The sequence below is a fragment of the Tessaracoccus zhenghani genome (genome assembly GCF_054552775.1).
On sequence record NZ_CM137275.1, the window covers coordinates 1,472,485 to 1,493,148 of the forward strand.

Sequence of the window (20,664 nt, forward strand, 5' to 3'; positions counted from 1 at the left end):
GGGGCGAGCTCATCACTCACCGGTTGTTGAAGATGCTACTACTCTAGCGACACTTACTTGAAACGTCAACTATTGACGAATCGAGGGTCACCGATTCACGCCCGGGCCCTTGGGACTAGGCTCACCGAATGACGACGTGGTGGGGCTGGGCTGCACGCCGTGCCCGCGCCTCATCGCTCCTGCTGGCGACGCTGTTGGCCCTGGTCACCGTCACCACGGCGATCCTCGCCTTCGTCGTCGGGCAGGCCGGCACGCTGGCCACCGACGCTGCGCGCGCCGCCCTCTCCACCGCCGCACCGGGCGCCGGGGCCGTCCAGGCCCAGACCCGCCTCGGCCCGGATCCCAGGGCCCAGGACGGGGTGGCGCGCAGCGCGCTCACCGAAGGCTTCTCCCCCGCGCCCGTCACTGTCCACACCACCCACGTGTCCGAGCCGCGTCGCCCCACCGTGGACGGCGGCGAGGCCGCCCAGCGGGTGACGCTGTGGTCCGGCGAACACCTCTCCCCCGGCCTGCTGAGTGTCAACAGGGGCGCCTGGCCCTCTGCTGCGGACGAGGCCGCGCTCCATTCCGGGGCGGCCGCCGAGCTGGGGCTCTCCACGGGAGACACGCTGACGGTCGACGGCCACAACCTCAGGATCACCGCCCTCTGGGAGGCCTCGGAACCGTCCTCGCCGCTCTGGTTCGGCGACCCCCTCGTCATGGACGGCGCGGACCCCGCTTCGGTGGGTCCGCTCATCGTGGACCGCTCGGTTCTGACGGGCGGCAACCCGTTCATCCGGTGGTCCGTGGTCCCGGATGCGGAGCGCATCACGCCCGAGGCACTCGACGTGTTGGCCGCCGGGGCCGACCGCGCCAAGGCGCTGGTGGCCGGGGCCGACGTCACGGGGCGGGGCATCGTCGTCGACGGCGACTTGGCGTCGACGGCGGAGCGGGCCTCCCGCGACTGGGAGGTGGGCCGCGCCTTCGGCATCGTGCCGGTGAGCGTGCTGCTGCTGGTGGCCGCCGTCGGCCTGGTGCAGGTCTCGGGGCTCCTCGCCGCCACCCGACAGCGGGAGCATGAACTGCTCGCCGCCCGCGGCGCTGCCCGCCGCCAACTCCTCGTCACAGGGCTGGCCGAGTCCACCCTGGTGGCCGTGGTGGGGGTAGCACTCGGCTCCGCCATCGCGCTGGGGCTGCTGTGGCTGACATCGCGCAACACGGCGCAGTTCGACATCGTGTTGCTGGGCGGAGCGGGCAGCCTCCTGCTCACCGTCGTGGCGCTCTGGACCGTGACCATCCGCGCCACGTCCTCCCTGACGGGACGGCTGCCTGCAGACAGGGTGCGGGCCGTGGCGGGCGCAGCGGCGCTGGTGGTGGTGTTCGCGGCCGCCGCCCTCACCACGTGGCAACTCCGCGGAGCGGACAGCCTGCAGTTCCTGCCGGCACTGGCCCCCGCCTTCCTCCTGGCTGCCGCGGCCGTCCTGGGCCTCGCAGCCCTCGGCCCCATCACGAGGCTCGTCGAGGCGGCGGGCAGGTTGGCCGAGACCTCTGCCTGGCTCGCCGCCGCGCAACTGGCCCGCGGCCTGCTGGTGCACGCGGTGCCGGTGACACTCACCATCCTGGCCACCGGCACGGCGACCTTCGCGTCGCTCTATGCCGGCACCGCGGCCACCACCCACCGCGACCTGACCATGCTCGTCACGGGCGCCCCCCTGCGCGCCACGCTCTCCAGCCTCGACGCCGGCACCCAGGGTCTGCAGCTTCCAGACCTCGCGGCTGTCGACGGGGTGTCCGCCTCGGTACCCGTCTGGCTCGACGACTCCGGCAGGGTCGGCGACACCCCCGTCGCTGTCCTCGCAGGGCCCCTGGACCGCCTGTCGGAGGTGGCCACGCTCCCGGCCGGCCTGGCGTTCCCCGAGCTCCCGGGTCGCGTCGAGGGCGTCGAGCCCCTCACCGTCCCCGACGGCGCCACCACCCTGCACGCCCAGTTGGACGGCCGGGTGTACCTCGATGAGTGGCAGCAGGAGTACTTCGACCGGGCGGACGAGTTCAACCGCGCAAGCGCCGCGGACCTTCCGCCCCAGGAGGCCGAGTTCCTCGCCCAGGTGTGGACGGAGGACTACCTGGACCGCGTCTCGCGGACCTCGTCCTACTCCCTGCGCCTCACGCTGCGGGACGTGACCACCGGGGTGAGCCGCACTGTCAACGGGCCGTCCGTCTCGATCAACCAGTCGGACCCCGACGGCGCCACCCCTCCGGGGGACCGGCCCTTCTGGAACGACCTCGTGGGCACCGCCGCCGCCGACATCGCCCTCCCGCAGGATGGTGCGGTCGTGGTGGACAGCGTCCAACTCGTCGGCCCACCCGATGACCACGCGGACCGCAGCACGCGGCTGGAGATCACGCTCAGTGCCGACGGCGTGCCCCTCGGCGGGGTGGGGGACTGGACCTCGGACCTGGCCGTCACCGAGGAGTTGGCCGGGCCCTACCGGGAGGCCCTGGCGGCCGTGGCACCCGCCTGGGAACCGCGCACCGACACCGTGACCTTCGAGGACGGCACGACGCAGACCTTCCACAACCCCGTCAGCAACAAGCCACCCGTGCCCCAGGCCACCGTCGACGCCCGTGGCGAGGTCTGGCGCGTCGAGACCAGTCCGGCGCTGCCACTGATCACCTTCGGGGCCAACGTCTCCTTCGAGGGGCACGACCCCCAGGGCGTGATGGCGGGGGCGGCTCCCGCCCAGCCCGCACCCGTGCCTGTCGCCATCACCACGGAACTCGGCGACGCCACCACGCTCGGCCCCGGAGACGCCCTCGACCTCGCCGCGTTCGGCCGTCGCATTCCCGCCATCGTCGCGGCCGTGACACCGGCCCTGCCGGGCCTCACCACCGAGCTCGGTGTCCTTGCAGATTCCGGCGCGGTGTCGGCCCACCTCGCCACCACCGCCAACGCGTTTCGCTGGCCCTCGGAGCTCTGGGCCACTCTCGATGGTGACCCCAGCGCGGTCCGGGCCGCCGCGGCGCAGTTCCCCGGCATCTCGGCCCTCCGCACGCCGGACGAGACGCCCAGCCGCACGGCGACGGCGGCCCGCTCGCTCTGGATCGCCGCCGGGTGCGCGCTCCTCCTGTCCCTCACCGGCCTCGCGGCCGCGGCCGCCACCCAGCTGGCGGCCAGGCGCTCCGAGGTGGCGGTGCTCCGGGCGCTCGGCATGACGCCCCGCGCGCAGCGGCGCAGCCGCACGCTTGAGTCCGGCGGGCTGCTCGTCATCGCCACGCTGGCCGGCATCGCCTCGGGCGTCGCGGTGGCGTGGCTCGTCGTCGACCCCCTCGTGCAGGCCGCCCAGCCGGCCGGCCCCGGCTACCGCAGCCCCCTGACCGCAGAGGTCCTCCCCTGGGCGGCCCTGCTCGGCGCGGGCGCCGTGGCGTTGCTGCTCATCCTCTGGCTGGTGGGACGCACTGTGCAGCGTCAGGCGCTGGACCCGGAGTACCGGGAGGAGGTCCGGTGACCGCGCTGAAACTCCTGTGGCGGCAGTTCTCCTCGGAGCGCTGGCCCGCTCTGCTGCTCGCGCTGAGCGTGCTGATCATCGCGGCACTCACCACCGCCACCCCACGCCTGATGGCGAACCTCGACGACCGTCAACTCGCCCAGACGCTCTCCGGCCTCTCTGCCCTCCAAGGCGATGTCGCCGGCACCTGGGCACAGGACACCATGAACTCCCCGGTTGCGGGCCTCCAGGACCCATGGGAACCGCATCGGGAGTCGCTCGAGACCCTCAGGGGTGCCCAGCCGGAGCCCCTGCGCTCGCTCCTGGCGGCGCCCCAGTTCATGGCGGAGGTGCCGTCCGACCTGACCGTGGCGCCGCCCACGGCCACGGGCTACTTCGAGGCGCGCTTCCTGTTCTTCGTCGACCCTGACCTGGCCGAGCACGCACAACTGGTGGCCGGTTCCTGGCCCTCCCCGCGGCCAACCACCGAGGGCCCGGAGGGTGCCACACCCACGGGCCCCCAGAAGGTCGCGGCGCTGGCGGAAGTGGCTGAGCGCCTGGGCTGGGAGATCGGTGAGCAGATCAACGAGTCGGTGACCCTGAGCGGCACGTTCCGCCCACTCGATGAGCGGGACACCCGCTGGGAGCACATCCCCTACGCCCGCACCATCGTCGAGCAGCAGGACGCGAATCTCGGTACCCGCCTGGTCACCGGCCTCTTCCTCCCGCCGTCCTACCTCTCCAGCGGCATCCCGGTCGAGAAGCTGGGCCCCGGCGTCACGGAGACGCTCACGATGCACGCCTGGTTCGGCGTCGATACCGCCGGCCTCGCCGACGTGGACGTCCGCGAGCTGCGAGCGCAACTGACCGGCCTGCTGGCGCAGCGCCACCCGGTGCTGCCCGCGGACCCGGAGTCCGACGGCCCGTCCCCCACCCAGTTCCGGCTGGAGTCCGAACTGGGTGGGGCGCTGACCTCGGTCGCCGCCCAGCAGGACGTCACCCGTGCGGCCGTAGCCGTGGCCGCGGTCGGGCCGCTCGCAGTGGGGCTCGCCCTCCTGGTGCTGGCCGCCCAACTGGTCATCGAACGACGGCGGGGCACCGTCGAACTCGTCACGGCACGCGGCCTGTCCTGGCACCAGTTGCGCTCGTTGCTCAGCCTCGAAGGGCTGCTGCTGGGCGTGCCCGCGGCGGTGCTCGGTCACCTGCTGGGGGAGGCCGTGACGCCGGGTGGCAACTCACCCTGGGGGTGGGCCGCCACGCTGCTCATCGGGGCGGCAGCCGCCCTCACCCTGTCCTGGGCTGCCAGGCACATCGGTCCCGCCAGCATCCGTGCCGACCTCACCCTGCGGCCCGGCCGGTGGCGCGTCGTCGCGGAGGTCCTGACCGTCATCTCCGGCGCCGCCGGCCTCTGGGCCCTGCTCAGCCGCGGCGACACCCCCACCGGGGGCCTGGACCTCCTCGCCACCGCCACACCGGTCCTCCTCACCGTGGCAGCCTGCCTGCTCGCGCTCCGGCTCTATCCCCTCCCTCTGCGGGTGGCGGCCCGATGGCTCCGGCCGGGGCGGGGGGTCGCCGGGTTCCTCGGCTCGGTGCGCGCCCACCGGGATCCGGCGGGCGGCCTGACGCCGGTGTTCACGGTTGTCATGGGCACCACCATCGCGGTTCTCAGCGCCACCCTGCTCGGCTCCGTCATCGCCGGCACCGAGCGCGCCACGTGGGAGGCCAACGGCTCGTCGGTGCACATCAGCGGCCCCCGGATCACCGACGAGATGCTCGCGGAACTGCAGCGCGTCGACGGTGTGCTCGCCGTCGCCCGCATCCACGACGCCGGCTCCAACCACCGCCTCAGCCAGGGCGGCGAGACCCGGGTGCGGCTGTGGCTGGCGGAGCCGGCCATCGAGGACGCCTACGCGGCGTCACCGTTCGGGTCTGCCCTCCCTGCGGGGATGTTCGCCTGGGAGGGTGCGCCGGGGATCGTGCTCGGCGACTCCGTGCCGGTGAAGGCCGGCGTCGCTCGGCTGGAGGGCATCGGGGACGTGACGGTGCTCGACACGTTGCCGGCGCCGCCGGGCGTCCGGACCGGAGCCGCCTGGGCGATGATGAGTGCAGAGCGCTGGGCCGAGGGCCAACCCCTGCCGCCCGCCACCCTGGCGTTGGTGTCCTTGGCGCCCGGCACCGATTCCCGGGCCGCCCGCGCACGGATCGGCGAGGTGGTGGGCAACGCGCGCATCACCGTCGCCGACGAGGAACTCCGCGCCATCCGTGAGACGCCCACCGTGTCCGGGCTCACCACCACCTTCGCCGCCCTCACGGCAGCCACCGCCACCCTGCTGACGCTCACCCTGCTGGGTTCGCAGCTGATGGCCACCCGGGCACGCACCCGGCTCGGCGCCGTCCTGCGGACGCTCGGCATGGGGCGACGGGAACTCCGGGCGCTGACGGCCTGGGAGATCGCGCCCAGCGCTCTGCTCGGCCTCCTCCTGGGTGTGGGGGTCGGCATCGCCCTGGCGGCGCTGCTGCTCGCCACCCTGGACTTCCGCAGCCTCACCGGCGGCTCCCAGCCGCCCCCGCTGCACCTCGACCCGGCGCTGCTCGGCGGCGTCGGCGCCCTGTTGACCCTCACCGTGGCCGTGGCCATCGCCGCCACCGCCTGGCTCGTGGGCCGAACCAATCTCGCACAGGAACTCCGCATCGGAGAGGAACGATGAACGACACCATCACCCGCAGTCACCACGGCCCAGACATCTGGTGCGAGGACCTCGTTCGCATCCACACGACGGAGGGCGTCGAGGTCCAGGCCCTGCAGGGGCTCAGCCTCACCGTGGACCCCGGCGAGGTGGTCGCGGTGGTCGGCGCCTCCGGCTCCGGCAAGTCCACGCTGCTCAACATCCTCTCCGGTCTCGACCGGCCCACCGGCGGCCGGGCCCGGGTCGCCGGGCATGACCTCACCGCGATGGGCAGGCGGCAACGCATCGACTTCCGTCGGCACAGCGTGGGCTTCGTCTTCCAGCAGACCTCCCGCAACCTGCTGCCGTTCCTCACTGGCGCGGAGAACGTGACGATGCCCATGGTGATCGCCGGGCGCTCCCAGCGGCGGGGGCGGGCGCTGCAACTGCTCGAGCTGCTGGGCGTGGCCGACTGCGCCAACCGCGTCCCCCGGCAGCTGTCGGGCGGCCAACAGCAGCGCGTGGCCATCGCCACCGCACTGGCCAACTCCCCCGACGTGCTGCTGGCGGACGAGCCCACCGGCGAGCTGGACGAGGTGAATTCAGCCGAGGTCCTCGACCTGATGCGCGCGGCGGCCACGGAGCTGGGCACCACGGTGCTGATCGTGACCCACGACCCGATGGTCAGCGACCACGTGGCGCGCACCGTCCAGATCCGCGACGGCCGCACCTCCACCGAGGTGCTGCGCCGCACGGAGATCGGCCCCGACGGGGTGGCCCGCGAGGTCGCCGAGGAGTACACCGTGATCGACCGTTCCGGCCGGCTGCAGCTGCCGCCGGCACACGTCGAGGAACTCGGGCTGCACGACAGGGTGCGCATTACCCGCGAGACCGGCCACGTCGGGGTCTGGCCCAATGGCTCGCGCGCCCGCCGTTCGGCCCCTGAGGAGGACGCATGACCACCACAGCACGGATCGCTGGCGTTGACCTGCGCCGCACCTTCGGCGCGGGCGACACGGAGGTGCACGCCCTCGACGGCGTCAGCATCGAGGTGCACGCCGGCGAACTCACCGTCGTCACCGGCCCGTCCGGCTCCGGCAAGACCACGCTGTTGAACCTGCTGGGCGGCCTGGACCGGCCTACCGGCGGCCGCGTGGTGCTCGACGACGGGCGGGTCCTGTCGGAGCTGCCGGAGAGCGAGGTGCTGGCCACCCGCCGGGAGCGGATCGGGTACGTCTTCCAGACCTTCGGGCTGATCCCCGTGTTGTCTGCGGCGGAGAACGTCGAGGTGCCGCTGCGGCTGGCCAACGTCCCTGCGGCGCAGCGCACCGAGCGGGTCGCGGCGATGTTGGAGCGGGTGGGCCTCGCCCGGCACGCCAAGCAGCGGCCCCACGAGCTCAGTGGCGGTCAGCAGCAGCGGGTGGGCGTCGCCCGCGCCCTCGTCGCCCGCCCTCACATCCTGATCGCCGACGAACCCACCGGTCAGCTCGATTCAGACACCGCAGCCACCATCATGGACCTCATCGTGGAACTCACCCACGAATTGGGCATCGCGACGGTGGTGTCCACCCATGACCCGTTGCTGCGGCAGCGGGCCGACAGGGTCGTCGAACTGCTCGACGGGGTGCTCGCCGGTCAGCCGACGACCACCACGTAGGCCACGAAGGCCGCCACGCTGACCAGCGTGTACAGGCTCAACACGTTGTTGGCGAACGTGATCTCCGCCGACCGCCGCGGCGGCAGGTACAGGGGCACGATGAACGGCGGCGGCAGGATCAGCAGCATGAACACCGCGGCCTGCACCGGCACCCCCAGCCCGAGCCACCGCCCCACCACGAACAGCGAGACCACGACGGCCAGGACCAGGCAGACCAGGAAGCGGACGGCCACGAACCCCGCCGCCTCCCGCACTCCGCCGAGGGTGAGCCGGGCGCCGAAGCCGACGATGACCAGGATCAACGGCACGATCATGGCGGCCAGGTAGCCGGCCGCCGCCAGCAGCGCGCCGGAGAACGGGTTCGCCTCCAGGGTGGGCCTGAGTCCGAGCGCGTTGAGCGCCAGGCCGAGCGCGATCGCGATGATGACGGGCGACGTGGCGAAGGAACGCACGGTCTCCGCCAGCGACGAGGCCCCGTCGCTCTGCCGCTTCAGCAGCGTGACGAAGACGAACCAGATGAAGAACTCGTGCCCAAGGCCGACGATGGCGGCCACCGGCGCCCGCTCCAGGCCGTAGGCGGCGGTGAACAGCGCGAGGCCCACCATGCCGAACTCGAACCCGGTGAACAGGAAGGTGCCGACCGGCGGCACCTTCAGCCAGCCGGTGACAAGCTTCCCGGCCCCGAGCAGCAGCACGCACAACAGCGGCACCAGGATGATCAGGGCGACGTACTCGCGCTGGAACTCCAGGCCCAGGAAGGCGAGGAACAGCACGGCCGGCAGGACGACGTTCAGCACGAACCGCTTGAGACCCTCGACGGTGGTGGCGTCGAGGACGTTGAGCCGGCGCAGCAGGACGCCCAGCGCGATCAGCAGGAGGATGGGCACGATGCTGGCCAGAGTGGGGCCGAGGGCTGAGCTCATGCTCCGATGATCGCAGGGCGGATACCGGCCCCTGACCCCGGTGGGGCTTATGCCCCCGCGGGAGGCGGCCCACCTCGTCGCGCGTCGGTCAGATACGCAGCGGGGGTCAGACGAGGACGGCGGCGCCGGGGCCTTCCACGGCTTCGACCTCGCCCAGCACCCAGGACGGGACGCCACGGCCGTTCAGCAGCCTCAGCGCGGCGTCGACCTCGCTCTGCGGCAGCATCGCGACCATGCCCACGCCCATGTTCAGCGTGGCGTCGATGTCCGGCTGCGAGATCTCCCCCACCTCCTGCACGAGGCGGAAGATCGACGGCGGGGTCCAGCTGGAGCGCTGCAGCACGGCCGTCATGTCCGTGGGCATCACGCGGGCCAGGTTGTTGGCCAGGCCGCCGCCGGTGACGTGGCTCATGGCGTGCACCTCGACGTTGCGGATGAGGTCCAGCACGTCGAGCGCGTACACCTTGGTGGGCTCGAGCAGTTCCTCGCCGAGCGTGCGGCCGAGGTCGTCGACGTGGCGGTCAAGGTTCCAGCCAGCCTGCTCCAGCAGGACGTGGCGCACCAGCGAGTAGCCGTTGGAGTGGAGACCGGAGGAGGCCATGGCGATGACCGCGTCGCCCACGCGCACGCGGTGCGCGCCGAGGATCTTGGACTTCTCCACGACGCCGGTGGTGGCACCCGCGATGTCGTACTCGTGGGGGCTGAGCAGGCCGGGGTGTTCGGCGGTCTCGCCGCCGATGAGGGCGCAGCCGGCGGCGACGCACGCGTCGGCGATGCCCTGCACGATGGCGGCGATGCGCTCCGGCACCACCTGACCGCAGGCGATGTAGTCGGTCACGAACAGCGGCTCGGCGCCGGCGACCACCAGGTCGTCGACGAGCATGCCGATCAGGTCGAACCCGATGGTGTCGTGCTTGTCCATGGCCTGCGCGATGGCGACCTTGGTGCCCACACCGTCCGTGGACGTGGCCAGCACCGGGTGGTCGTACTTCTTGAACGCGGCGGCGTCGAAGAAGCCGGCGAACCCGCCGAGGCCACCCAGCACCTCGTGCCGGTTGGTGCGGGCCACGTGGGCCTTCATGAGTTCGACGGCGCGGTCTCCGGCCTCGATGTCGACGCCGGCGGCGGCGTAGGCACTCTGGTTCACATTTCCTCCAGGTTCAGCAGCTTGGCCTGTGCGCGTGGGATGGCCACGGGGTACTTGCCGTCGAAGCAGGCGCGACACAGGTTGTCCGCCGGCACGGTGGTGGCGTCCGTGAGCCCCTCGAGCGAGATGTAGCCGAGCGTATCGGCGCCGATGGAGCGGCGGATCTCTTCCAGCGAAAGGCCGGGGGCCAGCAGTTCTGCACGGGTGGCGAAGTCGATGCCGAAGAAGCACGGCCACTCCACCGGCGGCGACGAGATGCGCACGTGCACCTCTGCGGCGCCGGCTTCGCGGAGCATCCGCACCAGGGCGCGCTGCGTGTTACCGCGCACGATGGAATCGTCCACCACGACGAGGCGCTTGCCGGCGATGACGTCGCGCAACGGGTTGAGCTTGAGGCGGATGCCCAGTTGCCGGATGGTCTGCGTCGGCTGGATGAACGTGCGGCCCACGTAGGCGTTCTTGACCAGGCCCTGCCCGTAGGGGATGCCTGAGCCCTGCGCATAGCCGATGGCCGACGGGGTACCCGAATCCGGCACCGGGATCACGAGGTCAGCGTCCACGGGGTGTTCCTCGGCCAGCTTGCGGCCGATGTTGACGCGCACCGAGTGCACGTTGCGGCCGGCGATGGTCGTGTCCGGGCGGGCCAGGTAGACGTACTCGAAGATGCAGCCCTTCGGATCCGGCGCGGCGAACCGCTGCGACCGCAGGCCACGCTCGTCGATGGAGATGAACTCGCCAGGATCCACCTCGCGTACGAAGGTGGCGCCGACGATGTCCAGCGCCGCGGTCTCCGAGGCGATCACCCAGCCGCCCTGCAGCCGACCGATGACCAGCGGCCGCATGCCGTGCGGGTCACGCGCCGCGTACAGGGTGGTCTCGTTCATGAACGACAGGCAGTAGGCGCCCCGGAGGCGCGGCAGCACCTTGAGCGCGGCCGCTTCCAGGCCGCCCTCGTCGAAACTGGCGATCAGTGCCGAGATCAGCGCGGTGTCGCTGGTGGAGTCCATGACGCGGTTCTTGTGCGGCACGGATTCCGCGGGCGCGATCTCGTGCAGCCACTCCTCGAGTTCCTCGGTGTTGGTGAGGTTGCCGTTGTGGGCCAGAGCGAGGCCGCCGTGGGGCGTGGCGCGAAACGTGGGCTGGGCGTTGTTCCACTCGCTGGCGCCGTGCGTCGAGTAACGGGTGTGGCCGATGGCGAGGCGGCCCGGCAGCGATTTCAGGGTGGATTCGTCGAACACCTGGGACACCAGCCCCATGTCCTTGAACACCATGATGCGGTTGCCGGTGCTGGCCGCGATGCCCGCCGATTCCTGTCCGCGGTGCTGCAGGGCGAACAGCCCGTAGAAGGTCAGCTGGGCGACATCTTCCTCTGGCGCGAAGACGCCGAAGACGCCGCACTCTTCCTTTGGACCCTCGTAGTCGCGGGGATCGTCATTGCTGATCACCCGCCAAGACTACCGCCCGAGCGCCTGGGCGCTGTCATCGCGATCAGCCCTGATACAACGCAACCTGGGTCGCCTTGAGGACCGCCAGCACCCGGTCCCCCGGCGCCAGCGCCATCTCCCGGACGGCTTCCGGGGTGAGGTCAGCGGCCAGGCGGTGCCCCGCCACGCGCAGGATCACGCGCTGCACCGGCCACCGGTCCTCCACCAGTTCCACCACCGCTGGCAGCACGTTGCGCGGGCTCCCGTGCGGAGCGGTACGGAAGACGGACACCGCCGTGGGAGGGAAGACGGCCCGCGCCTCGCCGCGGGTCAACCCGTGCTCCGCGAGCCCGGCCACGGCGACCCCCTCGCCCAGCGCCAGGGCCCCGTCGTCGTCGATGACCCCGCGCAGCAGGTTGAGCCCCACGAAGTGGGCCAGAAACTCCGACGACGGCCCCTGCGCCACGTCCTCGACGGCGCCGCCCCCCACGACGGAACCCTTTCCCAGCTCGATGACGTGGTCCGCCAGCGACACCACGTCGAGGAAGTCGTGGGTCACCAGCACGGTGGTCAGCCCGCGCAGCCGGGCGCGCAACAGTCGCCGGAGTTCGGGAGTGACCGTGGCGTCGAGCGCCGCGAAGGGTTCGTCGAGCAGCATCACGTCGGGATCGATGGCCAGGGCCCGGGCCAGCGCCACGCGCTGCGCCTGGCCCCCGGACAGTTGCGCCGGCCGCCGCTGCCCGAGTTCCCCCAGCCCGATCTCCGCCAGTTCCCGCGCCGCGCGCTCCTGCGCCTCAACCTTCGACGCGCCACGGGAGCGCGGCCCGTAGGCGACGTTCTCGAGCACCGTCAGGTGCGGGAACAGCAGGGCGCGCTGCTCCAGGTACCCCAGCCTGCGACGGTGCGCGGGCAGCATTCGGCCGGGTGCCGACACCGTGCGGCCGAGCATCGTCACGGAGCCGGTATCCGGGGCCAGGCTCCCGGCGATGAGGTGGATGAGGCTCGATTTGCCGGCGCCGTTGGGCCCGACCACTGCGACGGTCCCGCCCTCAGGGATGCCGACGGCGAGGTCCAGGCCGCGTGCGGCCACCGTCGCCTCGATGCGCACCGCGTCAGTCATGCATGCTCCTCAGCCCGTGCGAGAGGCCCACCACCAGCGCGGCGACGGCCAGCAGCACGACGGCGAGCGCGAGCGCCAGGTCAGTGTCGCCCTCGCGGAGGAGGTAGATCTCGAGCGGCAGCGTGCGGGTGACGCCCTGCAGGGAGCCTGCGAAGGTCAGCGTGGCGCCGAACTCCCCCAGCGCCCTGGCGAAGGCGAGCGCGGTGCCGGAGCCGACGGCCGGCGCCAGCATGGGCAGCGTCACGGTGAAGAAGGAGCGGGAGGGGCTGGCGCCGAGGTAGGACGCGGCCCGTTCGTAGTCGCCGCCGGCGGCGCGGAAGGCGCCCTCCAGGGAGACCACCAGGAACGGCAGCGCCACGAAGGTCTGCGCCACGATCACGGCCGCCGTGGTGAAGCCGATCTCGATCCCGAGCACCGACAGGTGCTGACCGATCAGCCCCCGGCGCCCGAGCGTGATCAGCAGCGCCAGGCCGGCCACCACGGGCGGCAGCACCATGGGCACCGTCACCAGGGTGCGCACCCACCGCGCCCAGGCGGCCCTGGAGCGGGCGAGCACCAGCGCCGTGGGGGTGCCGATGACCAGCACGATCAGGGTCGAGACGACGCACGTGGCGAGGCTCAGCGTGAGCGCGTCCATCGCGCGTTCCGAGGCCAGGAGTTCGGGGAGGCGCCCCCAGGGAGCGCGGATGACGAGCGCCAGGAGCGGGACGGCCAGGAGGGCCACCGCGACGCCGAACGGCAGCCAGGCCCACCGTGGGACGTTCATGACGGCGAACCGAACCCGAAGCCCTGCAGTTGTGCGCCCCACTGACCCGCGAGCCTTTCCGCGTAGGCACGCGCAGCTTCGGGGCGGGCGGCGCCCTTCAGCACGGCCACCCAGTACGTGGTGGGATCCTGCTCCGCCCCGGGCACCGGGAGGATCTCGACGGCCTCGGAGGTGGCCGCATCGGTGGCGTAGACCAGCCCGGCGTCCGCTTCGCCCGAAGCCACCTTGCCGAGCACGTCGGTGACCTTGGTCTCTTCCGACACGGGGCTCAGCGCCACGCCATTCGAATCGGCCAACCGCCGGCTGGCGGCGCCGCAGGGCACCTCCTCGGCACAGACCACCAGCTTCACACCGTCGAGCGAGGCGTCGAACCCCGTCACGCCGCCAGGGTTGCCGGTTGGCACCACCAGGACGAGGTGGTTCGTCGCGAACATCACGGGCTCGCCGTCGATGAGTCCCTCCCTGACCGCGCGGTCCATGGTGTTCCTGTCCGCAGAGGCGAACACATCGGCCCGTGCGCCACCGGCGATCTGGTCGACGAGGCCGGAGGACCCGTCGAATGAGTAGTCGGCATCCGGCTCGAGTTGCGGGAGCACCTGATGGAGCGAGGCTGCGGCGAAGACCCGCAGCGGGCCCCCGGAGGTGGGCGCGCACCCGGTCAGGGCCGAGGCGGCCAGTGCGAGGCCGAGCACCCAACGCATGGCACCCCTCCTCGCCTCGTCGCCAACGCCGTCCTCCACAACCTATCGCCTAGGCTGGAATCCATGAGCCATCCCGCCGCCGTGATCACCTGCTCGGACCGCGCCTTCGCCGATGTCTACGAGGACCGCTCCGGCCCCGTGGCCGTCCTCGCCCTGAGGGAAGCGGGGTTCGACACGCCGGATCCGGTGATCGTGCCTGACGATCCTGAGCAGATCCGGCTCGCCGTCGCCAGTGCGGTGGACGCGGGTGCCCGCGTGGTCGTCACCAGCGGGGGTACCGGGGTCAGCCCCACGGACATCACCGTCGAGATCACCCGCGACCTCATCGCCTACGAGGTGCCCGGGCTGATGGAGGAGGTCCGCCGCCGGGGCGCCGAGAGGCAGCCCCTGGCGCTCTTGAGCCGCGGCGTGGCGGGCGTGCTGGCCCTCCCCGACGCGAAGCGGGCGTTGATCATCAACGCGCCGGGGTCACGCGGCGGCGTTCGCGACACCATGGCCGTGGTGGGCCCCCTGTTGGGTCATATCGTCGACCAGCTCGACGGCGCGGACCACGACATGAGCGCGCCCCCGTCGCAGCCCTAGGGGCGCACCCAGTCGCCTGAGCGGCCACCGCTCTTGGCTGTGATCTTCGCCGAGACGATCTCCGCGCTGCGGTCCACGCCCTTCACCATGTCGACGATCGCCAGGGCCGCGACGGTGACCGAGGTGAGGGCCTCCATCTCGACGCCGGTGCGGTCAGCCGTGCGCACGGTGGCGGTGATGTCCACGCCGCCGTCGGTGATCTCGAGCTCCACCGTGCAGCCGTGCACCCCGATGACGTGCGCCAGCGGCAGCAGGTCGGGCGTCTTCTTCGCCGCGGCGATGCCGGCGACGCGGGCGACGGCGAGCACGTCGCCCTTCGGCACCGTACCGGACCGCAGCGCCTCCACAACCTCGGGCGAGGTGCGCACGGTGGCGACCGCGGTGGCCGAGCGGACCGTCGGCTGCTTGGCGGTGACGTCGACCATGAAGGCCTGGCCCTGACCGTCGAGGTGGGTGAATTCCATGCGCCAAACCTACCGTGCGGGCTGCGGACCGGATGGGGGCCCGAGCGCCTAGCCTTGGTGGATGCCGTTGTTCACCGTCGGACATTCAGACCGCAGTATCGAGGAGTTCATCGACCTGCTCGCCGCCCACGAGGTGGGCGTGCTGGCCGATGTGCGCAGCCTGCCCGGGTCGCGCAAGTTCCCGCACTTCAACAGCGAGGCGCTCGCCACCTCCCTCCCGGAGCGCGGCATCGAGTACCTGCGGATCGAGGACCTGGGTGGGCGCCGGAACAAGTCGAAGACGGTGGACCCCTCGGCCAACGGGATGTGGCGCAACCAGAGCTTCCACAACTACGCGGACTGGGCCATGGGCGAGGATTTCGGGCGGGCGTTGCAGCAGTTCCGGGCGCTCGGGCCCCGCCGACCCACCGTGATGTGTTCCGAGGCGGTCTGGTGGCGGTGCCACCGCCGGATCATCGCGGACCACCTCCTGGCGCTCGGCGACGACGTGCGGCACATCATGTCGCCCGCCAAGGCAGACCCCGCCACCCTGACCCCCGGGGCTCAAACCGACGGCGCGACCGTCACCTACCCTGCCGAGGACCCCCCGTCCGGAGATGACTTCAGCGGGTGATCAGCACCTCGACGGTCTCCCCAGGCGACTCCCGGTCCTCAGGCACCATCGCCATGCCGTCGGCACGGTGCAGTGACGCGATCAGGTGCGAGCCGGAGCCCAGCCCGTGGGAGGGGGCGACTCCCCCGTCGACGAGCCGCACCGGGATGTACTGGCGGCGGCTGGAGGATTTGCGCCAGGTCTCGCGCACCGGCAACTGGAGGGTGAGGGGCTTCTTCGCCGCTCCGGTGAGCTCGGCCAGGAGCGGACGGAGGAACAGCCAGGCGGAGACCCAGGTACTGACGGGGTTGCCTGGGAGGCCCAGGAAGGGCACGCCCCTGCCGTCCGCGGCTCGCAACAGCCCGCTGGCCTGCGGTTTCCCCGGCTGCATGTTCACCCGGACGAACTCGATGTCGCCTTCCACCACCTGGCGCACCACCTCGAAGGCCCCCACGGAGACGCCGCCCGTCGTGACCACGACATCCGCGGCGAGCGCCTCGTCGAGCGCCGCGCGGAACTGGGCTGTGTCGTCGCCGACGGCGCGCCTCAGGACGACGTCGCCGCCGAAGCGCGACACCAGCGCCTCGAGCAGATAGGAATTGGAATCCGGGATCTGGCCGAAGCCCAGTTCTTCACCCGGCGCGACGAGTTCGTCTCCCGTGGCCAGCACCGCCACCCGGGGGCGACGACGCAGCGGCACGCTCCCGTAACCGATCGACGCGGCGGCCGCCGTGGCCTCCGCACTCCACACAGTTCCCGCGGGCAGCACCAACTGGCCGACCGGCACGTCCTCGCCCCTGTGGCGCACGTGCCTCCCCGCGTCGACGGTCTCGTGCACGACGACCCACTCCGGCAGGGGCGCGTCGCCCATGGGCTGGTCCGTCAGTTCCACCGGCACCACGGAATCGGCCCCGGGCGGCAGTGGCGCCCCCGTCATGATCCGCGCGCACTCCGCCGCGCCGACGGTGGGGGCCCACGAGGCGCCGGCGGGCACGTCGCCGATCACCCTCAGCCGCACGCCGGCCGAGAGGTCTGCGGCCCGGACAGCGAAACCGTCCATCGCCGAGTTGTCGAAGGGCGGCACGGCGAACCGCGCGGAGAGTCCCTCGGCCAGCACGCGGCCGACGCCGTCGGACACCGCCACGTCCTCCGCAGGCACCACGGTGGCCAGGCTGACGACGCGCGCGAGGTAGTCCTCAACGCTCAACATCAGGCGGCCCTTCTCAGCGGGAGCACAGCCCAACGGCCGCGGGCCGCGTCGAGCACCATCACCCGCCCGACCAGCGGTTCGCCGTAGCCGGCCAACAGCTTCACGGCCTCGGTGGCCTGTAGGGCGCCGATCTGGCCCACCATGGCCCCGAGCACGCCGATGTCGGTGGCCTTGGGATAGTCGCCCTCGGCCGGCTCGACGGGGATGAGGTCGCGCAGGTACAGCCTGTCCCCGTGCGCATCAGGGACGCCGAAGACGGAACACTGGCCCTGCATGCCCACCGCGGTGGCCCACACGAGGCGTGCGCCCACGGCCTCCGCGGCGTCGGAGATGAGGAACTTGGCGCCGAAGGTGTCACAGCAGTCCATCACCAGGTCGAACCCGGTGAACAGTTCCTTGGCCCGCTCGAGATCGATGTACTCGGGGAACTCCTCGACGGTGACGTCCGGGTTCAGCGCCCGCAGCCGCTCGGCGCCCGAGGCGGCCTTGTTGCGGCCCAGTTCGGTGTGCAGCACCTGGCGCTGCATGTTCTTGAGTTCCACGTGGTCGCCGTCGACGACTCCGATCCGGCCGACGCCGGCGGCGGCCAGGTACGGCAGCGCCGCGGACCCCAGGCCCCCGGCGCCGATCACCAGCACCGACGACGACAGGAGCCTCTGCTGCCCTTGAACGCCCATGCCCACCACGTCGATGTTGCGGACGTAGCGCTCGAGTTGTTCCTCCGTGAGCGGTGCCGGCGTCACGGGCATTCGGACCACTCGTGCGTGCCGTCCGCGAGGAACTGCTTCTTCCAGATGGGGAGGCTCTCCTTGACCCGGTCCACGAGGTCCGACGCGCACTCGAACGCCTGCTTGCGGTGCGAGGCCGCGACGGCGACGAACAGCGCCACTCCCCCGATGTCGAGGTGACCGACGCGGTGCTGGGCGGCGATGGCGTGCACGCCGTCGCGACCCACGAACTCCTCCACCACCTGACGCATCACCTGGTCCGCCGACGGGTGCCCGACGTACTCGATGCCCGTGACGGCCTTGCCGTGATCGTGGTCGCGGACCACCCCGGCGAACGAGACCACGGCGCCGGCCCGGTCGTCGTTCACGGCCGAGAGGAGCGCGCCGGTGTCGACGTCTGTGGAGGTCACGCCAGCGGTTCGGATCATGGCTGCCATGGTATGTCCTTCGATCGTTTCCCTCGCTCCCCTCGCAGGGTCACCGTGCCGGCTCAGCTGGGCTTCGGGGCACCGGGCCGCGCGTAACGAACCCAGGCGATGCCGATGCACATCACCGCGAAGACGGCGCCGATGATGTAGAACGTCGTGGGCGACATGATGGTGAGGCCCACGCCGAACAGGAACGGCCCGAACGCGGCGATGGCGCCCGTCCAGCCGATCACACCGCCCGCCTGGCGTCGCTCGAAGATCATCGGCATCTGCTTGAACGTGGACGCGTTGCCGATCCCGGAGAACAGGAAGATCGCCAGCATGCCCCAGAGGAACAGGTTGAACGAGCCCTGAAGGGCCTCCGCGCTGGAGTAGTCCGGCGTCAACGACGGGATGGTGATGAGGATGGACACGAAGATGCCGATGCCGGACACGAGGGTCCAGACCGCACCGCCCATGCGGTCCGTGAGCGGTGAGAACAGGATGCGCGCACCGGCCCCCACCAGCGGGCCGAGGAAGACGAACTTCACCGGATCCGGCACCGAATAGCCCTCGATGAGCACCTGCGCAGCGGCACCGGCGCCCTCCACGATCTGCGGGTTCGCGGCACCGTAGAGGTTGGCCATCAGCAGGCCGAACTGCGCCGACAGGCCCGAGAACGTGCCGAAGGTCATGATGTAGAGCAGCGTCATCAGCCAGGTGTCCGGGTTGTTGAAGATGTCGAACTGCTGCTTGATGTTGGCCTTGACCGGCACGGACTTCAGGACGATGTAGGCCCAGATGGCGCCCGCGATGATGAAGGGGAGGTAGACCAGCGCCGAGTTCTGGTACCAGATGGTGACCGGCTGCTCACCGGAGACCGCCATCTGCTGCGAACCCAGGAACGTGAACATGCCGAACGAAATGAGCCAGGGCGTCAGCAGCTGCACGAGCGAGACACCGAAGTTGCCGATCCCGGCCTGCAGGCCCAGCGCGGTGCCCTGCATGCGCTTGGGGAAGAAGTAGGAGGTCGACGGCATGAAGCCGGAGAAGGCGCCGCCGCCGATACCGGCCAGGAACGCCAGCCCCATGAGGCGCCAATAGGGCACGTCGGGGTTGGTCACTTCGAAGCCCCAGCCGAGGACCGGCAGGATCAGCAGCAGGGTGGTGAGCACCACCATCTTGCGGGTGCCGATCTTGGGCGGGAGCACCATCCAGACCAGACGCAGGAGGCCACCGGAGAGGCCCGGCATCGAGGCCATCCAGTACAGCTGCGCCTTGGTGAAGGTGAAGCCCAGCGCGTTCAGCTTGGGGATGATGGCGCTCGGCAGGAACCACGCCACGAAACACAGGGTGAGCGTGAACGTCGACACCGTCAACGTGTTCCAGGCGAGCTTCTTGTCCCACTTGGACTCGTCCTCGGGGTCCCACGAGACGAGCCAGTCGCCCTTCGTCTCCAGCTTTGTACTCATTGCGTGGCCTCCTCCATGGGGCGTTCGATCGTGCCGGCGAGTTGCGGGGTCTCCTCATGGAGCATCCGGACGATGGTGATGTGCATCCAGGCGGCGCAGATCACCGTGAGGACGAAGATGACGAAGAACGTGCTGCTCGGGAACCCGGACCACGTCTTCGAGTAGGCGAACAGGGGCGGCAGGATGAAGCCGCCCAGGCCGCCGAGCGTGCCGACGAGCCCGCCGACCGAGCCGACGTTCTCCGGGAAGTACTCGGGGATGTGCTTGAACACCGCCGCCTTGCCGAAGCCCATGGCACAGCCCAGCAGGAACACCACGAGGACGAACCAGGGCAGTTGCATGGAGTAGTGCAGGTGCTGGGTCTGGGCACCGTCGGGATGCACGATGGTGATGTGGCCGTTGGGCATCATGAGGATGCCGCTGGTGACCAGCATCAGGGCGAACGTCCAGTACATGACCTTGCGGGCGCCCCACCGGTCGCTCATCCAGCCGCCGACGGGCCGCAGCAGCGACGCCGGGAAGATGAAGGTGGCCGTCAGCAGGCCCGCGACGGCGAGGTCGACGTCGAAGTTGTCCACGTAGTACTTCGGCAGCCACGCCGACAACGCCACGTAGGCGCCGAACACGGCCACGTAGTAGACGCTGAAGCGCCACACGCGCACGTTACTGAGCGGCTTGAGCATCTCGGAGACGGGCTTCGCGGTGCCGGGGGCGCGATCCACGCGCGGCACGATCAGCCACGTGGCGACGCCCGTGATGACAAGCAGCACCGCGTAGATCACGGGGATGAGCCGCCACCCACCCTGGATGCCCAGGAAGAAGGTGGAGCCGGCTGTGGTGGTGATCAGGACGGGGCCGATGAATTTGGTGACCGACGCGCCGACGTTGCCGGCCCCGAACACGCCCAGCGCGAGACCCTGGCGGCTCTTCGAGTGCCACGCGGAGTTCCAGGTGGTGCCCACGGAGAAGAGGTTGCCCGCGAAGCCCACGAGGAACGCCAGGACCAGGAGCATCGTGTAGTTGTCCGCGAGCGAGACCAGATAGGCGGGGACGGCACAGGCGAACAGCAGGAAGAGCGTGACCTTACGGCCGCCGATGCGGTCGGCGATGATGCCCGCGGGCAGCCGCCACATCGACCCGTTGAGGACGGCCAAGGCGGCGATCCAGCTGAGTTCTTCGTCCGAGATCCCCAGTTCCTTCTGGATGGGGATGCCGAGGATGCCGAACATGAGCCACACGGCGAACATCAGGGTGAATGCGATGGTGGACATCGTGAGTACCCGGCCTGCGCCCTTGCCGGTGTCGTGGATGGGCGCGACCTCGATGAGGTGTTTGGTCAAC

General features: G+C 71.1%; 18 protein-coding genes. 6 read left to right on the forward strand and 12 right to left on the reverse strand.

The window, feature by feature from the left end; genetic code table 11:
• Nucleotides 1-128 precede the first annotated feature (128 nt).
• From ACX1DX_RS07095 to ACX1DX_RS07110, 4 genes are read left to right on the forward strand one after another with little or no spacing between them, the layout of a single operon-like run.
• Nucleotides 129-3,485, forward strand: a complete 3,357-nt coding sequence (locus tag ACX1DX_RS07095) for an FtsX-like permease family protein (RefSeq protein ID WP_459398075.1) — start codon at nt 129-131, stop codon at nt 3,483-3,485.
• Nucleotides 3,482-6,172: an FtsX-like permease family protein gene (locus ACX1DX_RS07100; RefSeq protein ID WP_459398076.1), complete on the forward strand. Its 2,691-nt coding sequence runs from the start codon at nt 3,482-3,484 to the stop codon at nt 6,170-6,172. The genes ACX1DX_RS07095 and ACX1DX_RS07100 overlap by 4 nt, the downstream gene beginning before the upstream one ends.
• The gene (locus ACX1DX_RS07105) at nt 6,169-7,089 is read left to right on the forward strand and encodes an ABC transporter ATP-binding protein (RefSeq protein WP_182763875.1); all 921 of its coding nucleotides are present in this window, start codon (nt 6,169-6,171) and stop codon (nt 7,087-7,089) included. The genes ACX1DX_RS07100 and ACX1DX_RS07105 overlap by 4 nt, the downstream gene beginning before the upstream one ends.
• Nucleotides 7,086-7,787 carry an ABC transporter ATP-binding protein gene (locus ACX1DX_RS07110; RefSeq protein WP_459398077.1) on the forward strand — a complete coding sequence of 234 codons (702 nt, stop codon included), beginning with the start codon at nt 7,086-7,088 and terminating at the stop codon, nt 7,785-7,787. The genes ACX1DX_RS07105 and ACX1DX_RS07110 overlap by 4 nt, the downstream gene beginning before the upstream one ends.
• Here the strand turns inward: ACX1DX_RS07110 and ACX1DX_RS07115 are convergent.
• The 6 genes from ACX1DX_RS07115 to modA all read right to left on the reverse strand — a co-directional run bounded on the left by ACX1DX_RS07115 (nt 7,766) and on the right by modA (nt 13,868).
• Entirely contained in the window at nt 7,766-8,710 is a 945-nt protein-coding gene (locus tag ACX1DX_RS07115) for an AEC family transporter (RefSeq protein WP_459398078.1), read from the reverse strand. The two genes, ACX1DX_RS07110 and ACX1DX_RS07115, sit on opposite strands and share 22 nt — an antisense overlap.
• A gap of 106 nt (nt 8,711-8,816) precedes the next feature.
• Complete coding sequence (purM, locus tag ACX1DX_RS07120; protein ID WP_459398079.1) at nt 8,817-9,857, reverse strand: phosphoribosylformylglycinamidine cyclo-ligase; 1,041 nt, start codon at nt 9,855-9,857, stop codon at nt 8,817-8,819.
• Complete coding sequence (gene purF, locus ACX1DX_RS07125; protein ID WP_182763879.1) at nt 9,854-11,302, reverse strand: amidophosphoribosyltransferase; 1,449 nt, start codon at nt 11,300-11,302, stop codon at nt 9,854-9,856. Before purF ends, purM begins: the two co-directional genes overlap by 4 nt.
• A gap of 43 nt (nt 11,303-11,345) precedes the next feature.
• Nucleotides 11,346-12,401, reverse strand: a complete 1,056-nt coding sequence (locus ACX1DX_RS07130) for a sulfate/molybdate ABC transporter ATP-binding protein (RefSeq protein ID WP_182763880.1) — start codon at nt 12,399-12,401, stop codon at nt 11,346-11,348.
• Nucleotides 12,394-13,167 carry an ABC transporter permease gene (locus ACX1DX_RS07135; RefSeq protein ID WP_459398080.1) on the reverse strand — a complete coding sequence of 258 codons (774 nt, stop codon included), beginning with the start codon at nt 13,165-13,167 and terminating at the stop codon, nt 12,394-12,396. Before ACX1DX_RS07135 ends, ACX1DX_RS07130 begins: the two co-directional genes overlap by 8 nt.
• Nucleotides 13,164-13,868 (reverse strand): molybdate ABC transporter substrate-binding protein, encoded by a 705-nt coding sequence (gene modA / locus ACX1DX_RS07140; protein ID WP_182763882.1) that lies wholly within the window; start codon nt 13,866-13,868, stop codon nt 13,164-13,166. Before modA ends, ACX1DX_RS07135 begins: the two co-directional genes overlap by 4 nt.
• Nucleotides 13,869-13,931: 63 nt before the next feature.
• On the opposite strand from modA, the gene ACX1DX_RS07145 reads away from it, so the two are divergent.
• The gene (locus ACX1DX_RS07145) at nt 13,932-14,450 is read left to right on the forward strand and encodes a MogA/MoaB family molybdenum cofactor biosynthesis protein (RefSeq protein ID WP_182763883.1); all 519 of its coding nucleotides are present in this window, start codon (nt 13,932-13,934) and stop codon (nt 14,448-14,450) included.
• Here the strand turns inward: ACX1DX_RS07145 and moaC are convergent.
• Nucleotides 14,447-14,914, reverse strand: coding sequence for a cyclic pyranopterin monophosphate synthase MoaC (gene moaC / locus ACX1DX_RS07150; protein ID WP_459398081.1), 468 nt, complete (start codon nt 14,912-14,914; stop codon nt 14,447-14,449). The genes ACX1DX_RS07145 and moaC overlap by 4 nt on opposite strands.
• 61 nt (nt 14,915-14,975) lie before the next feature.
• On the opposite strand from moaC, the gene ACX1DX_RS07155 reads away from it, so the two are divergent.
• Nucleotides 14,976-15,527, forward strand: a complete 552-nt coding sequence (locus ACX1DX_RS07155) for a DUF488 domain-containing protein (protein WP_459398082.1) — start codon at nt 14,976-14,978, stop codon at nt 15,525-15,527.
• On the opposite strand, the gene ACX1DX_RS07160 is transcribed toward ACX1DX_RS07155, so the two are convergent.
• From ACX1DX_RS07160 to ACX1DX_RS07180, 5 genes are all read right to left on the reverse strand, one after another.
• A complete protein-coding gene (locus tag ACX1DX_RS07160) occupies nt 15,517-16,716 on the reverse strand; it encodes a molybdopterin molybdotransferase MoeA (RefSeq protein WP_459398083.1) in 1,200 nt (399 codons plus the stop codon). The two genes, ACX1DX_RS07155 and ACX1DX_RS07160, sit on opposite strands and share 11 nt — an antisense overlap.
• Entirely contained in the window at nt 16,716-17,465 is a 750-nt protein-coding gene (locus tag ACX1DX_RS07165; RefSeq protein ID WP_182763887.1) for a HesA/MoeB/ThiF family protein, read from the reverse strand. The genes ACX1DX_RS07160 and ACX1DX_RS07165 overlap by 1 nt, the downstream gene beginning before the upstream one ends.
• Nucleotides 17,456-17,872, reverse strand: coding sequence for a molybdenum cofactor biosynthesis protein MoaE (locus ACX1DX_RS07170; protein ID WP_370585853.1), 417 nt, complete (start codon nt 17,870-17,872; stop codon nt 17,456-17,458). Before ACX1DX_RS07170 ends, ACX1DX_RS07165 begins: the two co-directional genes overlap by 10 nt.
• A 62-nt stretch (nt 17,873-17,934) precedes the next feature.
• Nucleotides 17,935-19,323, reverse strand: a complete 1,389-nt coding sequence (locus ACX1DX_RS07175) for an MFS transporter (RefSeq protein WP_182763889.1) — start codon at nt 19,321-19,323, stop codon at nt 17,935-17,937.
• Nucleotides 19,320-20,663, reverse strand: coding sequence for an MFS transporter (locus tag ACX1DX_RS07180; protein ID WP_245243965.1), 1,344 nt, complete (start codon nt 20,661-20,663; stop codon nt 19,320-19,322). Before ACX1DX_RS07180 ends, ACX1DX_RS07175 begins: the two co-directional genes overlap by 4 nt.
• Nucleotide 20,664 lies beyond the last annotated feature (1 nt).